Genomic DNA, 18110 nt, shown 5'->3' on the forward strand with positions numbered 1-18110 from the left:
TCCTCGCAGGTTCCGGCGTCGGCGCGCGCCGCGGTATTGCGCGAGGATTCAGGTCGCGATGTCGCCCGCGATGTAATTCGACAAGTGATTGATCGTCTCTTCCTGCTGCACGATGATCGATTTGACGACGTCGCCGATCGTCACGATGCCGGCGATCCGTCCGTGCTCGACGACCGGCAGGTGGCGAAAGCGGTTTTCCGTCATCAGGTTCATGACGTCCTCGACCGTCTGCGACGGCGTCACCGTGCACAGATTCGCGGTCATCAGGTCGCCGACCTTCACGTCCTTCGAACTGAGGCCCTTCAACGCGATCTTTCGCGCGTAGTCGCGCTCCGTGAAGATACCGGCGAGGCGCTTGTTCTCGAGGACGAGGACTGCGCCGATGTCGAATTTCGCCATGATGGACAGGGCCTCGAACACGCTGACGCCCGGCTCGACCGAGTGCACGCCGGTTCCCTTCTGTTCGAGGATCTGCCGGACCGTGGTTGTCGCTGTCATCTCTGTTTCCCTCCTGAGGTTATCGCTTTGCACTGCAGGCGCCGGTGAGACGATGGCGTCATAGCTTGGAACGAAGACGCCGCCGACGCAAGCGCCCCGAGCGAGGGATCCGCGGCGGGCCCGCTACACCTCGATGTTGTCGATGAGGCGCGTCTGGCCGAGCTTGGCCGCGGCGAGGACGACGAGCGGATCGTCGGCGTGAACCGGAGGCTGAAGATCGCTGCGGCGGCGTACGGCAATGTAATCGGGATGCCAACCGTGTGCGGCGAGCTCCGCGATGGCCTCGGTTTCGAGCTTGAGGAAGTCGTGGTCGCCCAGTCGCACCGCGTCGCGGATCCGCGACAATTCGCGATGCAGCCGCGGCGCTTCCGCGCGCTCCTCCGCCGACAGGTAACCGTTGCGCGACGACAGCGCGAGTCCGTCGGGTGCACGCACGGTTTCCCCGGGGAGGACTTCGACCGGAATCGCGAGCTGGCGCACCATGTTCGACAGCACCATCAGCTGCTGATAGTCCTTCTTGCCGAAGAGCGCGACGTCCGGCTGCACGATGTTCAAGAGCTTCAGCACGACGGTGGCGACGCCGCGGAAATGCCCCGGGCGGAACTCGCCTTCGAGGATGCTGACCTGGGCCGGCGCGGGCTCGACGAAGTAATGCTGCGGCTGCGGGTACATCGCCGTTTCGTCGGGCGCGAAAAGGTGCGCGACGCCGGCTGCTTCGAGTCGCTCGCAATCGGCCTTCAAGGTGCGCGGGTAACGGTCGAAGTCGTCGCGCGGTCCGAACTGGAGGCGGTTGACGAAAATGCTCGCGACGATCGAGTCGGCGTGAGCAGCCGCCTGGCGCATCAGCGTGATGTGGCCTTCATGCAGGTTGCCCATGGTCGGCACGAGCGCAACGCGGCCGGCCGATGCGCGCGCGGCGCGCAGGGATTCGATGGTGGTGTGGATCTGCATGACGTGTCCTGACTGAAAGGCCGGCCGACTCAGTAGCAGTGCTCGGGGCCGGGGAAGCTGCCGTCGGCGACGGCCTGTACGTAGCGTGAGATCGCCTCGTCGATGCTCGCCGCACCGACCATGAAATTCTTGACGAAGCGAGCCTTCTTGCCGGGGTAGACGCCGATCATGTCATGGAGGACGAGGACTTGGCCGTCACAGTCCGGTCCGGCTCCGATGCCGATCGTCGCCATCGACGACAGGCTCGCCGTGACGTCCTTCGCGACCGCGGCCGGCACCATTTCCATGACCATCAGCGCGGCGCCGGCTTGCTCGAGCGCGAGCGCGTCGGCTTTCAGCTGCGCGGCACCCGCTTCGCTGCGTCCCTGCACGCGATAGCCGCCGAGCTGGTGCACCGATTGCGGCGTGAGCCCGATGTGTGCGCAGACGGGCACGCCGCGCTCGACGAGGAAGCGAACGGTTTCGGCCATGAAGGCGCCGCCTTCGAGCTTGACCATGTGTGCGCCGGCTGCGAGCACGCGTGCGGCGCTGCGCATCGCCTGGGCCGGACTCTCGTGGTAGCTGCCGAAGGGCAGGTCGGTCACGATGAAGGGGCGGGTGCAGCCGCGCGTGACGCATTCGGTGTGGTAGATCATGTGCTCAAGCGTGACCGGCAGCGTCGATTTCTGCCCCTGCACGGTGTTGCCGAGCGAGTCGCCAACCAGCACGACATCGACCCCCGCGCGCTCGAGCGCCGACGCGAAGCTCGCATCATAGCAGGTGAGCATGCTGATCTTGCGTCCTTCGGCGCGCATCTTGCCGAGTTCGAACAGGGTGACGGGTTTATCGTCCTGAAGGTAGCTCATCGGGGGTACTCCTGAGGAGAGCCGGGAGTTTTCCGCAAATTGCGGCGACGCACAAGCCCGACGGCGAAAAGTTCCGGAGGTCGAGTCGGTCAGGCCGCGTAGCCGAAGAACTCGCGGTAGCCGCGCATGTTGCGCAGGCGTTCGAGCAGGAGTTCGAAGTCGTCGTCCTGTTCGACCGGGTTGAGGACTTCGGCGTCGACGACGAAGAGCGGCGCGGCGTCGTACTGGTAGAAGAACCGCGCGTAGCGGTCGGCAACCTGTTCGAGGTAGCGCTCGGTGATGCGCCGCTCCACTTCTATGCCTCTGCGGCGGACGCGGTCGATGAGCGTTTCGGGTTTGGCTTGCAGGTAGATCACGAGGTCCGGCTGCGGCGGGGCGGCCGGTTTCGTGCTGTCGAAGATTCGCTGATACAGCGCGAGTTCGTCGTCTGCGAGGTTGAGCGCCGCGAACAGCGGATCCTTGTCGAGGATGAAATCCGACACGACGCGCTGCTGGGCACCGATCGTCTCGGCGACGCTCGCTAGTTGTTCCACCCGCTGGAAGAGAAAGGACAGCTGCGTCGGCAGCGCCCAACGTTCCGGCGCCTGATAGAAGCGTCCGAGAAAGGGGTTGAGTTCGGGCTGTTCGAACAGGACCTGCGCGTCGAGGCGCTGGGCGAGACGGCGTGACAGCGACGTTTTGCCGGCGCCGATCGGCCCTTCGACGACGATGTAGCGCGCCTTGTCGAGCATTGGGGTGCCTTAGTTGCGAAAGATGAAATACACCGCGCCAAGCATACACAACGCGGCCCAAAGGTAGTCAAGCTTGAGCGGCTGCTTCATGTAGAGCACGACGAAAGGGATGAACACGAGCAGCGTGATCACCTCCTGCATGATTTTTAGCTGCGCGAGACTCAATTCGGTTGCGCCGATCCGGTTCGCGGGCACCTGCAACAGATATTCGAACAGCGCGATGCCCCAGCTCACGATCGCGGCGACGAACCAGGCCTTCGACTGCATGTTCTTCAGATGGCCATACCACGCGAAGGTCATGAATACGTTCGCCACGGCAAGCATCATCGCCGTCTGGGCCCAGACGGGAACGGTCGGCAGTGCGATGATCAATGGGAATCCTGGGGAAACGGCGGGGCGGGTCAGTCGCGTGGAAGGCGTTCGATCTGCTGGGCCGACACGCCGCGCAGCAGATCGGCGACGGCGCCGTGGCCGGGAAGCGACAGCGTCGGCGCGATTTCGGCGAGCGGCATCAACACGAAGGCGCGAAGATGCATGCGCGGGTGCGGAACCTGCAGTGCGGGCAGGTCGATCACCCGGTCGCCGTAGAGCAGCAGATCGAGGTCCAGCGTGCGCGCGGCGAGCGGATACTCGCGCGTTCGGCCATTGCGGGCTTCCAGCGCGAGCAGCGCATCGAGCAGTGCTTCGGGCGACAGCGCGGTGTCGAGGGCAGTGACCGCGTTGAGGTAGTCCGGTTGGCCGGAGACGCCGATCGGGGCTGTCCGGTACAGCGAGGAACGCGCGACGAGCCGCGTGCCGGGCATTTCGTCGAGCGCCTTGAACGCGGCTTCGAGCGTCGCGCGCGCGTCCCCGAGATTCGCACCGAGCGCGATGTAGGCCCGCTCGACCGATCCTTGCTCGGTGAGCGGTGCGGAAGTCGGGCTGCTCATGATGCGTCGACGACCTCGCTCGCTCCCGCCTCGGAGGGCTTGCGGCGCCGCCGCCGACGCTTGCGCTCGGGCGCCTCGCCGGTGCCGGGGGCCTGGGCGAGCAGGGCTTCGCGGGCGTCGTGTCCTGCGTGCGAAAAGCGCTCCCACCACTCCGGCAGCGCCATCGGGATTTCACCCGACTGCGCGCGCAGGCGCAGGAAGTCCCATCCGGCGCGAAAGCGCGGCTGCTCGATGAGCCGGTAGGGTGCCTTGCCGGTGCACTTCTCGAAGCGCGGCTGCAGCGCCCAGATTTCCTTGATGTCGCCGACGATGCGACGGGTGATCGCGAGTTTGCCGGCCTGCGCGTCGAGCACCTCGTCCATCGCCGAAAACAGTGCCGGCTGGCTGTGCTCGCCACCGCGCTTGCGCGCTTCCCAGTTCGCGAGCACCTGGTGCCAGAGCAGCGTCGCGAAGAGGAAGCCCGGGGAGACCGATTTGTCCTGGCGCACCCGGTCGTCAGTGTTCTCGAGCGACAGCCACACGAAGCGCTCGCCCATCGGCTGCTCGAGGATCACGTCGAGCAGTGGCAGCAGGCCGTGATGCAGGCCTTCCTCGCGCAACTGCTGCAGGCACTTTACCGAGTAGCCTGAGAACAGCAGCTTCAACATCTCGTCGAAGAGCCGCGCGGCCGGCACGTTCTCGAGCAGCGAGGCCATTTCGCGGATCGGGTGGCGGGCGGCGGGGTCGAGCGTCAGGCCGAGCTTCGCGCCGAGGCGCACGCCGCGCAGCATCCGCACCGGGTCTTCGCGGTAACGCGTGCGGGGATCGCCGATGATGCGCAGCGTCTTCTGCTTCAGGTCGGCGACGCCGTGGTGGTAGTCGAGGATGTGCTCGGTCGTGGGGTCGTAATACAGCGCATTGACGGTGAAATCGCGCCGCGTCGCGTCCTCGGCTTGCGAGCCGTAGACGTTGTCGCGCAGCACGCGGCCATGTTCGTCGGTTTCGGTCGCCTCGGCGTCCTGGCTCGCGCGGAAGGTCGAGACCTCGATCGTCTCGGAGCCGCTCATCACGTGCACGATCTTGAACCGGCGCCCGATGATGCGCGAACGGCGGAAGAGCGCGCGCACTTCTTCGGGCGTCGCGCTCGTCCCGACGTCGTAGTCCTTCGGCGGATGGCCGACCAGCAGGTCGCGCACCGCGCCACCGACGACGAAGGCCTTGTGGCCGTTTTCCTGGAGGACGGTGCAGACCTTGCGCGCGACCGGCGAGAGCTGCTCGCGGCGGATGCCATGCTGAGCGACGGGGATCAGCGCGGGTTCGGGATTCACGGCGGTCGCGGCGCGGCGGAAAACCTTGCGCAGCAGCTTGCGGATCATGGAAGAGGAGAAAGCGGTGAACGTAAGCGCGCAATGATAACCGATACGCCGGCCGCGTCGAAGCGGAAGCGGCCGGTTCGGTCCGATTCGCGCCGCTGTCAGGGACGCAGCGAGATCACCGGCCAGCCGTGGGCGCGCGCATGGGCGCCGAGGGTGTCGTCCGGGTCGACGGCAACCGGATCGGTGACGCGCGACAGCAGCGGAAGGTCGTTGTGCGAGTCGCTGTAGAACCAGGTGCGTTCGAAACTTCCGAGGTACAGGCCGAGCGACTCGAGCCAGTTGTCGACGCGCTCGATCTTCCCGCCCTTGAACGCGGGCATGCCGCGCGGTTTGCCGGTGAACGCGCCGTTTTCCTGCGCGGGAATTGTCGCGATCAGGTGCGGGATGCCGAACTCGCGGACGATCGGCCCGGTGACGAAGCTGTTCGTCGCGGTGACGACGGCAACGAGTGCGCCGCTGTCGAGGTGTTCGCGGGCGAGCGCGCGCGACTTGGCGGTGATCATCGGCGCGACCGACGTGGCGAGGAATTCGCGGTGCCACGCGTCGAGCTGGGCGCGTGGGTGCCGCGCGAGCGGTGCGAGCTGGAAGTCGAGAAACTCGAAGATGTCGAGCGTGCCGTCCTTGTATTGCTCGTAGAACCCGACGTTCCGTGCTTCCTGCACTTCGCGGTCGAGGACGCCTTTCGCGATCAAAAACTGCGCCCACGCGAAATCGGAGTCGCCGTTGAGCAGGGTGTTGTCGAGGTCGAAGAGTACGAGGTCCAAAGCGGGTTTCCTTGTTGGGTTCGGGTTACGCGCCGCGAGCGTCGGATCGGCCGGACGCGCTCGTGCCGATTGGCGAGCCGGGTGCCGCGACGATCGCGGTGCCGTTCAAATTTCGAGTCCGGTCTGCATCATCTCGCGCAGCAGCGGCAGCGTGACCGCGCGCTTGCGCTCGAGAGACGCGGCGTCGAGCGCGTCGAGCACCGCGAGCAGGCTCGGCACGTCGCGCCGCCCGTGGCGCAGCAGGAAATCGGTGACGTCGTCGGCGAGCCGCAGGCCGCGGCGTTCGGCGAGGGTCCGCAGGATCGCCGCGCGCGCTTCGTCGTCGAGCGGGCGGACTTCGTAGACGAGGCACTGGCCGACCCGGGTGCGCAGGTCCTCGCGCAGCACGAGCTGTAGCGGCGGCGCGTTGCCGGCGAGCAGCAGTTTCTGGCCGTTGCGGCCCGCGCGGTTGAATGCATTGAAGAGCGCGACCTGCGCATCCGGGTCGAGCGCGTCGATGTCGTCGATGGCGAGCAGCGTGTCCGCGGTCTGCGGCAGCTCGCCGCCGGCTTCGGCGGCCGGGACATAGAGCGCAACCCGGCCCGCGGTTGTCGTGGCGCTCACCGCTGCGCGCAGCAGATGCGTCCGGCCGCTGCCGTGCGGACCCCACAAATACACATGACCCGGAAGCGTCGCGAGCGTGTCGAGCGCGGCGAGCAGTTCGTCGTTGCCGCCGGCGACGAAATTGCCGAGCGTCGGGGGCGCGTCGGGCCGGATGTCGAGCACGAGCTGCTTCATTTGCGCGCCTCTTCGATCTGGATCGCGTCGGTTTCGTCGCCCAGGTAAAGCCGGCTCGAAATCCACGCGGCGCGTACCTCACGCAGGCCGACGAGGATCGCGGCGCTCACCGGCAGCGCGACCAGTACGCCGACGAAGCCGAACAGCTGCCCGAAGGCCATCAGCGCGAAGATCACGACGACCGGATGGAGCCCGATGCGCTCTCCGACGAGATAGGGCGTCAGCACGAAGCTTTCGAGCGCCTGGCCGAGACTGTAGACGATCGCGACGCCGACGAGCGGGGACCAGCCTTCGCCCTGCAGCAGCGCGGTCAGGATCGCGAGAACCAGCCCGCCGCCGAAGCCGACGTAGGGGATGAACACCAGCAGACCCGTGATCACGCCCACCGGCAGCGCGAACTTCAGGCCTGCGATCCAGAGCCCGACGGTGTAGAAGACCGCGAGCAGCAGCATCACCGACAGCTGCCCGCGCAGAAATTGCGACAGCACCGAGTCGATGTCGCCGACGATGCGCATCGCCCGCGGCAGCAACGGCCGGGGGATGATGCTGCGAGTGTTTTCGAGCAGCTGCGGCCAGTCCTGCAGCAGGTAGAACATCACCACCGGGACGAGAAACGCCATCGCCAGCAGGCCGATCAGCGCGCTGCCGCCCTGGCGCAGGTGGCCGAGGATGATCGGCACGAGATCCTGTGCGGTACTCCAGTTTTCCGTGATCCAGGTGCGTGCAAAGGCCGCGTCGAGCTGGAAATTGATGCCGAAGCGTTCCTGCAGCATCGGCGACACCCGGGCGTTGGCCAATTCGATCAGGTCCGGCAGCCGTCCGACGAGCGTGAATGCCTCGCGGTAGATCATCGGCGCGAGGATCAGCAGCAACAGCAGCAGCATCGCGCCGAGCCCGAGGATCACGAGCAGGACCGCGAGCGGGCGCGGAATGTGCCGCGCGACCATCCAGTTGACCGCGGGGTCGCAGATGTACGCGAACACCGCGGCGATCACGAACGGCGCGAGGATCGGGCCGAGCGCGTAGAACAGCGCGATCAGCGCGATCGCGACGCCGGCCCAGACGGCGGTTTGTATTCGGTCGGCGCGGGAAGGGGTCATTTCGAGTAAAATCGCGGACTTGGCGCGGCGGCTCGAAGACTTTTCGGGCATCCGCGAAACCCGTAAATGTAGCCACTTGATGTTGCGGCCTCAAGTTTCCCCGTGTCGCGGGGCGGCCGAAACACGCACTCCGTACGCCAGAGGACCAACCTTGAGCTCCCCGAAACCTTCGCTTTCCTACCGTGATGCCGGCGTCGATATCGATGCCGGCGACGCCCTCGTCGACCGCATCAAGCCGCTCGCGAAACGCACGATGCGCCCCGAAGTGCTCGGCGGCATCGGTGGATTCGGCGCGCTGTTCGAACTGTCGAAGAAGTACCGCGAGCCGGTCCTCGTTTCCGGCACCGACGGCGTCGGCACCAAGCTGAAGCTCGCGTTCCAGCTGAACAAGCACGATACGGTCGGCCAGGACCTCGTCGCGATGAGCGTCAACGACATCCTCGTGCAGGGCGCCGAGCCGCTGTTCTTTCTAGACTATTTTGCGTGCGGCAAGCTCGACGTCGACACCGCCGCCGCAGTCGTCGGCGGCATCGCACGCGGCTGCGAGCTGTCGGGCTGCGCGCTGATCGGCGGCGAGACGGCCGAGATGCCGGGCATGTATCCCGACGGCGAGTACGATCTCGCCGGCTTCGCGGTGGGCGCGGTCGAGAAATCCGAAATCATCGACGGCTCGAAGATCGTCCCGGGCGACGTCGTGCTCGGCCTCGCCTCGAGCGGCGCCCATTCGAACGGCTACTCGCTGATCCGCAAGATCATCGACGTCGCGAAGCCCGACCTCGACGCGGACTTTCACGGCCGCCCGCTGCGCGACGTGATCCTCGAGCCGACGCGGCTGTACGTGAAGCCGATGCTCGGTCTGATGGCCGCGATGCCCGGCGTCGTCAAGGGCATGGCGCACATCACCGGCGGCGGTCTGCTCGAGAACGTGCCGCGCATCCTCGGCGAGACGCTCGCCGCGCGGCTCGACGCGACGTCCTGGACGCTGCCGCCGCTGTTCCAGTGGCTCAAGGACGCCGGCAACGTCGATGCGCAGGAGATGTATCGCGTGTTCAATTGCGGCGTCGGCATGGTCGTGATCGTTGCCGCGGACGATGCCGACGCCGCGACGGCGAAGCTCGAAGCGGCGGGCGAAACCGTCTATCGCCTCGGCCGCATCGAAACGCGCGCCGCCGGCGAAGCGCAAACCACGGTCGCCTGAGCGAAGCTGCGGGGCCGCGGGAGCGGCCCGAAAGCGGCCGGGGCCACGCGGTCGCCGGAAGAGCCAGGGGCGCGTCACCGGCGCGCCCGATTTTCGAATCGTTCCCAGCTCCGTCGCGGGCTGTCACGTCACCAGTGCCCCGTCCTCCATGACCGCCCGCCGTCACCTGATCGCCGTTCTGAGTCTTGCCGGTGTCGTTGCGCTCGCCGGCTATGCGTACTACGCGAACCGAAGCCCCGCGACGCCGCAGCCCGCCGCCGCGGCGTCCGCCGCAGGGCAGGGCGGCGCGAGCCGCCCGGGTGCGCCGGCTGCAGGCGCCGCACCGGTCGGCGTCGAGACGGTCGCGGTGGTCGCGGAGACGGTCGCCGACGACGTCACCGCGGTCGGCACGCTGCGCTCGAACGAATCGGTCGTGTTGCGGCCCGAGGTCGCCGGCCGCATCGCGGCGATCCGCTTCCGCGAAGGGGCGCCGGTCAAGCGCGGCGAGATCCTCGTCGAACTGGACGCGGCCGTGCAGCAGGCGGAAGTGCAGCAGGCGAAGGCGAACCTCGCGCTCGCACATGCGAATTTCGGCCGCACGGCCGACCTCTTCAACCGCAAGTTCCTCAGCCAGAGCGCGCGCGACGAAGCGGCGTCACAACTCGAAGTGGCCCGCGCGAACATGGCGCTCGCCGAAGCGCGCTTCGAGCGCACCCGCCTTCGCGCGCCATTCGACGCCGTCGTCGGCATCCGCAACGTCAGCGTCGGCGACTACGTCAAGGAAGGCGACGACCTCGTCAATCTCGAGGACCTTGCGACGCTGAAGGTCGATTTCCGGCTGCCGGAGCTGTATCTCGCGAAGGTCCGCCGTGGCCAGTCGCTCGAAGTGACGTCGGATGCGATTCCCGGCGAACGCTTCCAGGCGACGGTCGCGGCGATCGACCCGCTGATCAACGAAGCGGGACGCTCGGTCGTGATGCGCGCGACGCTGCCGAACAAGGACGGCCAGCTGCGCCCGGGGATGTTCGCGCGGGTGCGCCTGATCCTGCGCGAGCGCGCCGATGTCGCGCTGGTGCCGGAGGAAGCGCTGGTGCCGGCGCCCGGGAACGTGCAGTTCGTCTACCGCGTCGTCGACGACAAGGCGCAGCGCGTCGCGGTCACGACCGGCGGCCGGCACGGCACGCGGGTCGAGATTGTCGACGGCTTGCGACCGGGGGACGTCGTCGTGACCGCCGGCCAACTCAAGTTGCGTGACGGTGCCGCGGTCAAGGTGCTGCGGTCGGGCGCCGAGAGCAAGCCGCCGGCGGCGGCCGGCGCCGGTCGCGCAGGCTGACGGAGGCGAGCGATGGTCCTGTCGGAAATCTGCATCAAGCGCCCGGTCTTCGCGACGGTGCTGTCGCTGCTGGTGCTGCTGATCGGGCTGATGTCGTACTCGCGGCTGACGGTGCGCGAGTATCCGAACATTGACGAACCGGTCGTCACCGTCGATACGACCTACAAGGGCGCGAGCGCCGAGATCGTCGAGTCGCAGGTCACGAAACCGCTCGAGGATTCGCTCGCCGGCATCGAGGGAGTCGATGTGATTTCGTCGATCAGCCGCCAGGAACGCAGCCAGATCACGATCCGCTTCCGCATCGAGCGCGACGCCGACAGCGCCGCGGCCGACGTCCGTGACCGCGTCTCCCGCGCGCGCCGCCAGTTGCCCGACGACATCGACGAACCGGTGATCGCGAAAGTCGAAGCCGACGCGAGCCCTATCATCTGGATCGCGTTCTCGTCGGATCGCCATTCCCCGCTCGAACTCAGCGATTTCGCCAGCCGCGTCGTCAAGCCGCGGCTACAGACGCTGTCTGGCGCGGCCGACGCGCGGGTGTACGGCGAGCGGCGCTATTCGATGCGCATCTGGCTGGACCGCGACCGGCTCGCGGCCTTCGCGCTGACGCCGCAGGACGTCGAGGACGCGATCCGGCGCCAGAACGTCGAACTGCCGGCCGGACGCATCGAGAGCCGCGAGCGCGAGTTCTCCGTCGTCGCGCAGACCGATCTCGACGAGCCGCAGGAGTTCGAATCGGTCGTCGTGCGCGAGCCGCAGACGCCGGACGGTCGGCCGGTGACGATCCGCGACGTCGGCCGCGTCGAAGTCGCCGCCGAGAACGAACGCACGCTCGTGCGCTTCATGGGCCGGCCGTCGATCTCGCTGGGCCTGATCAAGCAGTCGGTCGCGAATCCGCTCGACTTGAAGCGCGGGCTCGACCAGATGATGCCGGTGCTCGAGGCCGAACTGCCCGAAGGCATGAGGATGGACATCGCGAACGACACGACGGTGTTCATCGAGCGCTCGATCGAGTCGGTGTTCTCGACGATCTGGGAAGCGGTGCTGCTGGTCGCGGTGATCTGCTTCTTCTTCCTGCGCAACTGGCGCGCGATGCTGGTGCCGCTGGTGACGATCCCGGTGTCGCTGGTCGGCGCGTTCACGCTGATGCTGGTGTTCGGCTTCTCGATCAACACGCTGACGCTGCTCGCGCTCGTGCTCGCGATCGGCCTCGTCGTCGACGACGCGATCGTCGTGCTCGAGAACATCTACCGCCACATCGAGGACGGCATGGAGCCGGTGCAGGCGGCGTTCCGCGGCGCGCGCGAGATCGGCTTCGCGGTCGTCGCGATGACGATCACGCTCGCCGCGGTGTATGCGCCGGTCGCGTTCATGACCGGGCGCACCGGCAAGCTCTTCACCGAGTTCGCGCTGACGCTCGCGGGCGCGGTTATCGTGTCCGGCTTCGTCGCGCTGACGCTGTCACCGATGATGTGCTCGAAGCTGCTGCGCCACGAGCAGAAGCACGGTCGCGTCTACAACGCGATCGAGCGCTTTCTCGGCTCGCTGACGAACGGCTACCGCCGCGCGCTGACGACCGCGCTCGGGCTGCGCTGGGCGGTGATGCTCGCGTTCGTCGTCGTCGCCGGCACGTCGCTGGTGCTGCTGAAGGCGCTGAAGAGCGAGCTCGCGCCCGTCGAGGACCGTGGCCGCGTCGTCAGCATCTTCTCGGGGCCCGAAGGTTCGACGATCGACTTCATGGCGCGCTATGCGGCGCAGGTCGAAGCGATCTTCGCGAACACGCCGGAAGTCGATCGCTACCTTGTGATTTCCGGCAACCCGACGGTGTCGCAGGGCATCTCGTTCGCCGGCTTCCGCGACTGGTCCGAGCGCGAGCGCAGCGCCATCGAGATCTCCGCCGAATTGCGGCCGAAGCTCGCGGCGATCCCGGGCCTGCAGGCCTTCCCGGTGCTGCCGGCGGCGTTCGGCCAGAGCTCGCGCAGCCGCCCGATCAGCTTCGTGATCACGACCTCCGAGTCGTACGACGAGCTGGCGCGCCACACCGAGACGATGCTCGACGAGATCGCCAAGCACCCCGGCTTCGTGTCGCCGGACACGGACCTCAAGCTGACGAAGCCCGAACTCGCCGTCGACGTCGACCGCGAGCGCGCAGCCGACCTGGGTGTTCCGGTCGACGTCATCGGCCGCACGCTCGAGACGATGCTCGGCGGCCGGCAGGTGACGCGCTACAAGAAGGACGCGGAGCAGTACGACGTGATCGTGCAGGTCGAGGCGACGAGCCGCGCGGTCGCGCGCGACATCCGCGAGATCTTCGTGCGCAGCGCGAACGGCGGAATGGTGCCGCTCACGAGCCTCGTGAAGGTCCGCGAGACCGTCAGCCCGCGCGAACTGAATCACTTCGGCCAGCGCCGCTCGGTGACGATTTCGGCGAACCTCGCGCCGGGCTTCGCGATGGGCGAGGCGCTCGCCTACCTCGAAGAGACCGCCGGACGCGTGCTGCCGGCCGGCTACGTGATCGACTACGACGGCCAATCGCGCGAGTTCAGGACCAGTTCGGCGAGCCTCGCGCTGACCTTCGCGCTAGCGCTCGCATTCATCTATCTCGTGCTGGCGGCGCAGTTCGAGAGCTTCCGCGACCCGTTCATCATCATGCTGACGGTGCCGCTGTCGATGACCGGTGCGCTCGGTGCGCTGTATTTCACCGGCGGCACGCTGAACGTCTACAGCCAGATCGGCCTCGTCACGCTCGTCGGCCTGATCACCAAGCACGGCATCCTGATCGTCGAGTTCGCGAACCAGCTGCGCGACGACGGGGCCGCGCTGCGTGATGCGGTCATCGACGCGTCGGTGCTGCGGCTGCGGCCGATCCTGATGACGACCGGCGCGATGGTGCTGGGCTCGATTCCGCTCGCGCTCGCGACCGGCGCCGGCGCCGAGAGCCGGCAGCAGATCGGCTGGGTGATCGTCGGGGGCTTGCTGCTAGGCACCTTCTTCACGCTGTTCGTCGTGCCGACGGTCTACACGCTGCTCGCGAGCCGCGAACGGACCCGCATCGAGGAGGAAGCGCCGGCGCCGGAGGTCGCGTGAGCGGCCGCGCGCGGACGAGTGCGCGGGAGTCTCGGCGCTGGGGTCGCGCGGATCCGTCGGCTGCGGGTGCTCGGCCCGCCGCGAAGTGCCCGACGTCGGCGTTTTCGCGGGACTCCTCGCGTTCCCGCCGCAGGAGCGACCGCCGGGCTGAGTGAGCCGGCGTTGCGATCCGAACCTCCGCCGCGCCGATGACCGATCCCCGTTCCCAAAGTCTGTCCCGCCCGCGTTCGGTGGTCGCCGCGTGGCTGATGGTCGCGCTCGTGCTGCTGTCGCTCGCGTACGGTGCGGGGAGCGGTTTTCCCGCATGGCCGGCCGGGCTCGCGGCGTGGGGGGCGGGCGTCGCGCTGTGGCCGCGCCTCGACCCCAAGCAGCAGCGCTTCGCGCTCGTGCTGTGTGCCCTCGGCGGCATCGCGCTGGTCGCGGCGGTGGTTCGCGGAAATTCGCCGGCGTGGGCCGGGTTGTTGACGCAGAACACGCCGCTCCTCGGGATGCTCGCCGCGGTCAGCTTCCTGCAACTGGTCGGCATCGCCGGGGACGAGGAGGCGCGCCCGTTGCCGCGGGGGGCGCGCGCGTTGTGGCAGACCGTTGCAGGCGTCCACGTCGTCGGTGCGGTGATCAACATCTCGTCGGTGTTCATCGTCGTCGAGCGCCTCGCGCGGTCGGGGCGACTGACGCAGCGGCAGGCGGTCGCGGTCGCGCGCGGCTTCCTGTCGGCGGCGCTGTGGTCGCCGTTCTTCGCCGCGATGGCGGTCGCGCTGACCTATGCGCCGGGCGCACGGCTCGCCGACGTCGCGTTCGCCGGCGTGCCGCTCGCGGCCGCGGTGCTGTGGCTCGCGGTGCGCACGCTACCGGCGCCGAGGGCCGGCGAAGCGCCGGAGTTCGTCGGCTTCCCGATGCATCCGTCGGCGCTGTGGCTGCCGCTGCTGCTGACCGTCGTCGTCGGTGCCGGGCATTTTCTGCTGTCCGGCTGGTCGTCGCTCTCGATCATCAGCGGCGCCGCGCTCGCGATCGGGGCGCTGGCGGTGTTCGTCGCGAGCGGCCCCGCGGAGGGCATCGAACGGATCGGCAACCACGTCACGCACCGCCTGCCGGCGATGGCGGGCGAGTTGATGCTGTTCCTCGCGGCCGGAGTGTTCGCGACCGGCTTGCAGGCGGTGCTGCAGCTCGATCCGTGGGTCTTGCCCTTCACCCGTTTCGGCCCGCTGCAGGCCGCGCTCGTGCTCGCGGTGATGATCGCGTTCGCGGGCATCGGCGTGCATTCGGTGGTCACGATCGTGATCGCGTCGGCGTGGCTGGCGCCGCTTTCGCCGGACCCGACGCTGCTCGCGATGATGTTCCTCGCGAGCTGGGGCATCGGGCTCTCGGTCAATCCGATGGCGGGTGTGCATCTCGCGCTGCAGGGGCGCTTCGGGCTGTCGGCGCACGGCCTCGCCCGCGCGAACCTGCGCTACTGCGTCGCCAGCTACCTCGCCGCGGTCGCGTGGTTCTTCGTCGTCGCGTGGTGGCGGGGCGTGCTATGAGGCGTCGAGCAGTTTCTGCGCCGCGGCGGTGACGGCTCCCGCGAGGTCGGCACGCAGGCAGTCGATTTCGACGAGCTCCGGCCAGGTCTCACGGAACTGACGCTGCCAAGTGAGCTGCCGCTTCGCGAGCTGGCGGGTCGCGGCGATCCCTTTGAAGCGCATCGCGTCGTAATCGTCGAGGCCGTCGAGATAGTCCCAGACCTGACGGTAACCGACGCAGCGCATCGACGGCATCGTCGGATCGAGCCGGTAGCGCGCGCGCAGTCCGCGCACTTCGTCGATCAGCCCGTCGGCAAGCATCTGCTCGAAGCGACGCTCGATGCGGGCGTGCAGCACCGCGCGGTCCGACGGCACGAGGGCGATCGGCAGCAGCCGGAACGGCAGCGGCCCGGCGTCGCGGCGCGCGTAACTGTCCGCGAGCGGGCGGCCGGTCAGCCGCACGATCTCGAGCGCGCGCTGGATGCGCTGGGCATCGGTCGCTTCGAGCCGCGCAGCGGCGGCCGGGTCGAGCCGGGCGAGCTCGGCGTGCAGAGCCGGCCAGCCGGAGCGCGCGGCCGCGGCGTCGATCTCGGCGCGCAAGGCCGGATCCGCCTGCGGCAGCTCCGACAGCCCGTCGCGCAACGCCTTGAAGTACAGCATCGTGCCGCCGGCGAGCAGCGGGATGCGGCCGCGCGCACCGATTTCGGCGATCAGCCGCAGCGCGTCGCCACGAAATCGCGCGGCGGAATAGCTCTCCTCGGGGAATACGACGTCGATCAGGTGGTGCGGGCAGACGCTGCGTTCTTCGGCGGTCGGCTTCGCGGTGCCGATGTCCATTTCGCGATAGACGAGCGCGGAATCGACACTGACGATTTCGAGCGGCAGCGCGCGGGCGAGCGCGAGCGCGGAGGCGGTCTTGCCGCTCGCGGTCGGGCCGAGCAGGAGGAGGGCGGGGGGCAGCATGCGGATGGCGGGCGGCGGCAACGGCAGGGGGTGAGATTGTAGCCGCGGGCGTCCGCGGCGACGCGCCGTTGGAACCCGACGGGAGGCGCGGGCTCTGATCTCTCATGCGTTCGCACCGCCCGACCGTCCTGCTGCTGATCGCGGCGCTGTGCTGCGTCGTGCTCGTCGCGACGGGCTGCAGCATGGCGACTCTCGCTTATCGCAACGCGCCGACCCTGATCGGCTGGCGCGCGGGCAGCTATTTCGACCTCGACTCCGATCAGCGAGCCGAGTTCGAGCAGCGGCTCGAGCGGGTGCACGCGTGGCATCGGCGCGAGGAGCTGCCGCGCGTCATCGCGACGCTGCGCGAGGCGAGGCGGAGGATCGACGGCGAAGTCTCGATCGTTGACGCGAAGTGGCTGGCCGCCGCGGTGCAGGACCATTACCGCAAGGCGGCGGCGCGCATCGTCGACGAATCGGCGGACCTGATCCCGACGCTCCGGCCCGAGCAGTTCGCGGCGCTTGAGCGCAAGTTCGCGGAGGTCGACAAAGAGTTCGTCGAGGAGTGGATCGACGCGTCGCCCGAGGACATACGCGACGCCCGTATCGAACGCGTGACGAAGCGGGCGGAGGAGTGGCTGGGCCGTCTCGAGCCGGATCAACGCAAATGGCTGCGCGCGCGGCTCGACGAGATTCCGACCGACTACCGCGCGGCGCGTGCGGACCGGCTGCGGCGGCAGGCGGAATTTCTCGCGCTGTTGCGCGGCGATGCGGTAGCGATGCGGGCCCGGCTGGACCGCAGCACCGTGCTGGCGCCGCTGAAGCGCTGGGTGATCGATTGGGACCACGGCCGCAGCCCGTCGGAACTCGCGCGCATCGACCGTCTGATGGGCGACTACAGCGAGCTCTACGTCGAGCTCATCAACCGCGCGACGCCCGAGCAGCGGGATCATCTGCGGGGGCGGGTGGACGCGTACATCGAGGCGCTGTCGAAACAACTGCCCTAGGCGGCGACAGGCGGCGATAGAATGCGAACGTCATTTTATCGGCGTGTTGCCCCCGATGATCCCGTTCGTTTTTCGTGTCTTCCTGCTTCTCCCCGCGAGGCAGTCTATCGTGCCGGCCGTTTCCCGCGCGACGCGCGGTTCGCGGTTTGAGCGGCGGCATCTCGCGGTTCTCGTCGCCGCCGCGTTCCTGCTCGCGTCGCCTCCGGCGGCGTGCGGCGAACCGGCGTCCGCCCCCGCCCCGACGCTCGCCGAGGTGTATCGCGACACCATCGACCCGGCGGCGTTCTGGGTCAGCGAGAAGCTCGACGGCGTGCGGGCGTTGTGGGACGGACGGGTGCTTCGCTTCCGCAGCGGGCTTCCGATCGCGGCCCCGCCGTGGTTCGTCGCCGGCTTGCCGCCGCAGGCGCTTGACGGCGAGCTGTGGATCGCGCGCGGCGCATTCGAGCGGCTGTCGGGCGTCGTGCGCAAGCGCGAGCCGGTCGAGGCCGAATGGCGGCAGGTGCGCTACATGGTGTTCGAGCTGCCGCAGGCGCCGGGGAGTTTTACGGAGCGCCTCGCGGCGATCAGGTCGATCACCGCGGATGGGCCGCGGTGGCTGCAAGCGGTCGAACAGTTCCGGGTCGCGGACCGGGCGACGCTGCGCCGCCGGCTCGACGAGGTCGTCGCAGGCGGCGGCGAGGGCCTGATGCTCCATCGTGCGGACGCGAAGTGGGTCGGCGGCCGCAGCGACGTCCTCCTGAAACTGACGCCGTGGCTCGATGCGGAAGCGCAGGTCGTCGCGCATCGGCCCGGCAAGGGGCGGCTGAACGGGATGCTCGGCGCGCTCGAAGTCCAGTCGCCCGACGGCCGGCGTTTCCGCATCGGCACCGGCTTCACCGACGCGCAGCGCCGCGATCCGCCGGCGATCGGCGCGACGGTCACTTACCGTTACCGCGAGCTCACGGCGAAGGGAATGCCGCGCTTTCCACGCTTTCTGCGTGTGCGCGACCTGCCCTAGCAGGCGAAGGCCGGCCCGGGCGCTGCCTCGAAGCCGGCCCTCCGGCAGCGCTCGGAACGCGGTGCGGAATGCGACGCCGGCGAGCGCTTCCTGGTGGCCGCGCCCCCCGTCCCGCCGG

At 68.5% G+C, this 18110-nt stretch carries 17 protein-coding genes; 6 read left to right on the forward strand and 11 right to left on the reverse strand.

Annotated elements, in window-relative coordinates; translation table 11 throughout:
* Positions 1–48: 48 nt before the first annotated feature.
* The 10 genes from ROZ37_RS05145 to ROZ37_RS05190 all read right to left on the reverse strand — a co-directional run bounded on the left by ROZ37_RS05145 (position 49) and on the right by ROZ37_RS05190 (position 7950).
* Positions 49–498 (reverse strand): CBS domain-containing protein, encoded by a 450-nt coding sequence (locus tag ROZ37_RS05145; protein WP_312658016.1) that lies wholly within the window; start codon positions 496–498, stop codon positions 49–51.
* Positions 499–621: 123 nt separating this feature from the next.
* The gene (panC, locus tag ROZ37_RS05150) at positions 622–1449 is read right to left on the reverse strand and encodes a pantoate--beta-alanine ligase (protein WP_312658017.1); all 828 of its coding nucleotides are present in this window, start codon (positions 1447–1449) and stop codon (positions 622–624) included.
* Positions 1450–1478: 29 nt separating this feature from the next.
* Positions 1479–2294, reverse strand: a complete 816-nt coding sequence (panB, locus tag ROZ37_RS05155) for a 3-methyl-2-oxobutanoate hydroxymethyltransferase (protein WP_312658019.1) — start codon at positions 2292–2294, stop codon at positions 1479–1481.
* A gap of 89 nt (positions 2295–2383) precedes the next feature.
* Entirely contained in the window at positions 2384–3025 is a 642-nt protein-coding gene (locus ROZ37_RS05160; protein ID WP_312658021.1) for a deoxynucleoside kinase, read from the reverse strand.
* A gap of 9 nt (positions 3026–3034) precedes the next feature.
* Positions 3035–3352 carry a DMT family protein gene (locus ROZ37_RS05165; RefSeq protein WP_312658315.1) on the reverse strand — a complete coding sequence of 106 codons (318 nt, stop codon included), beginning with the start codon at positions 3350–3352 and terminating at the stop codon, positions 3035–3037.
* 74 nt (positions 3353–3426) lie between these two features.
* Positions 3427–3954 (reverse strand): 2-amino-4-hydroxy-6-hydroxymethyldihydropteridine diphosphokinase, encoded by a 528-nt coding sequence (folK, locus tag ROZ37_RS05170; protein ID WP_312658023.1) that lies wholly within the window; start codon positions 3952–3954, stop codon positions 3427–3429.
* Positions 3951–5309, reverse strand: coding sequence for a polynucleotide adenylyltransferase PcnB (gene pcnB, locus ROZ37_RS05175; RefSeq protein WP_312658025.1), 1359 nt, complete (start codon positions 5307–5309; stop codon positions 3951–3953). Before pcnB ends, folK begins: the two co-directional genes overlap by 4 nt.
* Before the next feature lie 98 nt (positions 5310–5407).
* Positions 5408–6073 (reverse strand): HAD family phosphatase, encoded by a 666-nt coding sequence (locus ROZ37_RS05180; protein WP_312658027.1) that lies wholly within the window; start codon positions 6071–6073, stop codon positions 5408–5410.
* A gap of 105 nt (positions 6074–6178) precedes the next feature.
* Complete coding sequence (hda, locus tag ROZ37_RS05185) at positions 6179–6850, reverse strand: DnaA regulatory inactivator Hda (RefSeq protein ID WP_312658029.1); 672 nt, start codon at positions 6848–6850, stop codon at positions 6179–6181.
* Positions 6847–7950, reverse strand: a complete 1104-nt coding sequence (locus tag ROZ37_RS05190) for an AI-2E family transporter (RefSeq protein WP_312658030.1) — start codon at positions 7948–7950, stop codon at positions 6847–6849. Before ROZ37_RS05190 ends, hda begins: the two co-directional genes overlap by 4 nt.
* Before the next feature lie 151 nt (positions 7951–8101).
* Here ROZ37_RS05190 and purM point away from each other — a divergent pair, with 151 nt between their 5' ends.
* The 4 genes from purM to ROZ37_RS05210 all read left to right on the forward strand — a co-directional run bounded on the left by purM (position 8102) and on the right by ROZ37_RS05210 (position 15067).
* Positions 8102–9148, forward strand: coding sequence for a phosphoribosylformylglycinamidine cyclo-ligase (gene purM, locus ROZ37_RS05195; protein ID WP_312658032.1), 1047 nt, complete (start codon positions 8102–8104; stop codon positions 9146–9148).
* Between the two features lie 148 nt (positions 9149–9296).
* Entirely contained in the window at positions 9297–10460 is a 1164-nt protein-coding gene (locus ROZ37_RS05200; RefSeq protein WP_312658034.1) for an efflux RND transporter periplasmic adaptor subunit, read from the forward strand.
* A 12-nt stretch (positions 10461–10472) separates the two neighbouring features.
* A complete protein-coding gene (locus ROZ37_RS05205; protein ID WP_312658036.1) occupies positions 10473–13547 on the forward strand; it encodes an efflux RND transporter permease subunit in 3075 nt (1024 codons plus the stop codon).
* 188 nt (positions 13548–13735) lie between these two features.
* Positions 13736–15067, forward strand: a complete 1332-nt coding sequence (locus ROZ37_RS05210) for a hypothetical protein (RefSeq protein ID WP_312658038.1) — start codon at positions 13736–13738, stop codon at positions 15065–15067.
* On the opposite strand, the gene miaA is transcribed toward ROZ37_RS05210, so the two are convergent.
* Positions 15062–16009, reverse strand: a complete 948-nt coding sequence (gene miaA, locus ROZ37_RS05215; RefSeq protein ID WP_312658040.1) for a tRNA (adenosine(37)-N6)-dimethylallyltransferase MiaA — start codon at positions 16007–16009, stop codon at positions 15062–15064. The two genes, ROZ37_RS05210 and miaA, sit on opposite strands and share 6 nt — an antisense overlap.
* Positions 16010–16113: 104 nt before the next feature.
* Here miaA and ROZ37_RS05220 point away from each other — a divergent pair, with 104 nt between their 5' ends.
* Both ROZ37_RS05220 and ROZ37_RS05225 read left to right on the forward strand, forming a co-directional pair.
* Positions 16114–16995, forward strand: a complete 882-nt coding sequence (locus tag ROZ37_RS05220) for a DUF6279 family lipoprotein (RefSeq protein ID WP_312658041.1) — start codon at positions 16114–16116, stop codon at positions 16993–16995.
* Positions 16996–17104: 109 nt separating this feature from the next.
* Positions 17105–17992 carry a DNA ligase gene (locus ROZ37_RS05225; RefSeq protein WP_312658042.1) on the forward strand — a complete coding sequence of 296 codons (888 nt, stop codon included), beginning with the start codon at positions 17105–17107 and terminating at the stop codon, positions 17990–17992.
* Positions 17993–18110: the final 118 nt, after the last annotated feature.

This window comes from Aromatoleum sp., assembly GCF_032027225.1.
Classification (GTDB): domain Bacteria; phylum Pseudomonadota; class Gammaproteobacteria; order Burkholderiales; family Rhodocyclaceae; genus Aromatoleum.

Excerpts from the sequence above, each read along its gene's own strand:
- ROZ37_RS05145 (WP_312658016.1), bottom strand. The coding sequence starts at position 498 with ATGACAGCGACAACCACGGTCCGGCAGATCCTCGAACAGAAGGGAACC.
- panC (WP_312658017.1), bottom strand. The coding sequence starts at position 1,449 with ATGCAGATCCACACCACCATCGAATCCCTGCGCGCCGCGCGCGCATCG.
- panB (WP_312658019.1), bottom strand. The coding sequence starts at position 2,294 with ATGAGCTACCTTCAGGACGATAAACCCGTCACCCTGTTCGAACTCGGC.
- ROZ37_RS05160 (WP_312658021.1), bottom strand. The coding sequence starts at position 3,025 with ATGCTCGACAAGGCGCGCTACATCGTCGTCGAAGGGCCGATCGGCGCC.
- ROZ37_RS05165 (WP_312658315.1), bottom strand. The coding sequence starts at position 3,352 with ATGATGCTTGCCGTGGCGAACGTATTCATGACCTTCGCGTGGTATGGC.
- folK (WP_312658023.1), bottom strand. The coding sequence starts at position 3,954 with ATGAGCAGCCCGACTTCCGCACCGCTCACCGAGCAAGGATCGGTCGAG.
- pcnB (WP_312658025.1), bottom strand. The coding sequence starts at position 5,309 with ATGATCCGCAAGCTGCTGCGCAAGGTTTTCCGCCGCGCCGCGACCGCC.
- hda (WP_312658029.1), bottom strand. The coding sequence starts at position 6,850 with ATGAAGCAGCTCGTGCTCGACATCCGGCCCGACGCGCCCCCGACGCTC.
- ROZ37_RS05190 (WP_312658030.1), bottom strand. The coding sequence starts at position 7,950 with ATGACCCCTTCCCGCGCCGACCGAATACAAACCGCCGTCTGGGCCGGC.
- ROZ37_RS05200 (WP_312658034.1), top strand. The coding sequence starts at position 9,297 with ATGACCGCCCGCCGTCACCTGATCGCCGTTCTGAGTCTTGCCGGTGTC.
- ROZ37_RS05205 (WP_312658036.1), top strand. The coding sequence starts at position 10,473 with ATGGTCCTGTCGGAAATCTGCATCAAGCGCCCGGTCTTCGCGACGGTG.
- ROZ37_RS05210 (WP_312658038.1), top strand. The coding sequence starts at position 13,736 with ATGACCGATCCCCGTTCCCAAAGTCTGTCCCGCCCGCGTTCGGTGGTC.
- miaA (WP_312658040.1), bottom strand. The coding sequence starts at position 16,009 with ATGCTGCCCCCCGCCCTCCTCCTGCTCGGCCCGACCGCGAGCGGCAAG.
- ROZ37_RS05220 (WP_312658041.1), top strand. The coding sequence starts at position 16,114 with ATGCGTTCGCACCGCCCGACCGTCCTGCTGCTGATCGCGGCGCTGTGC.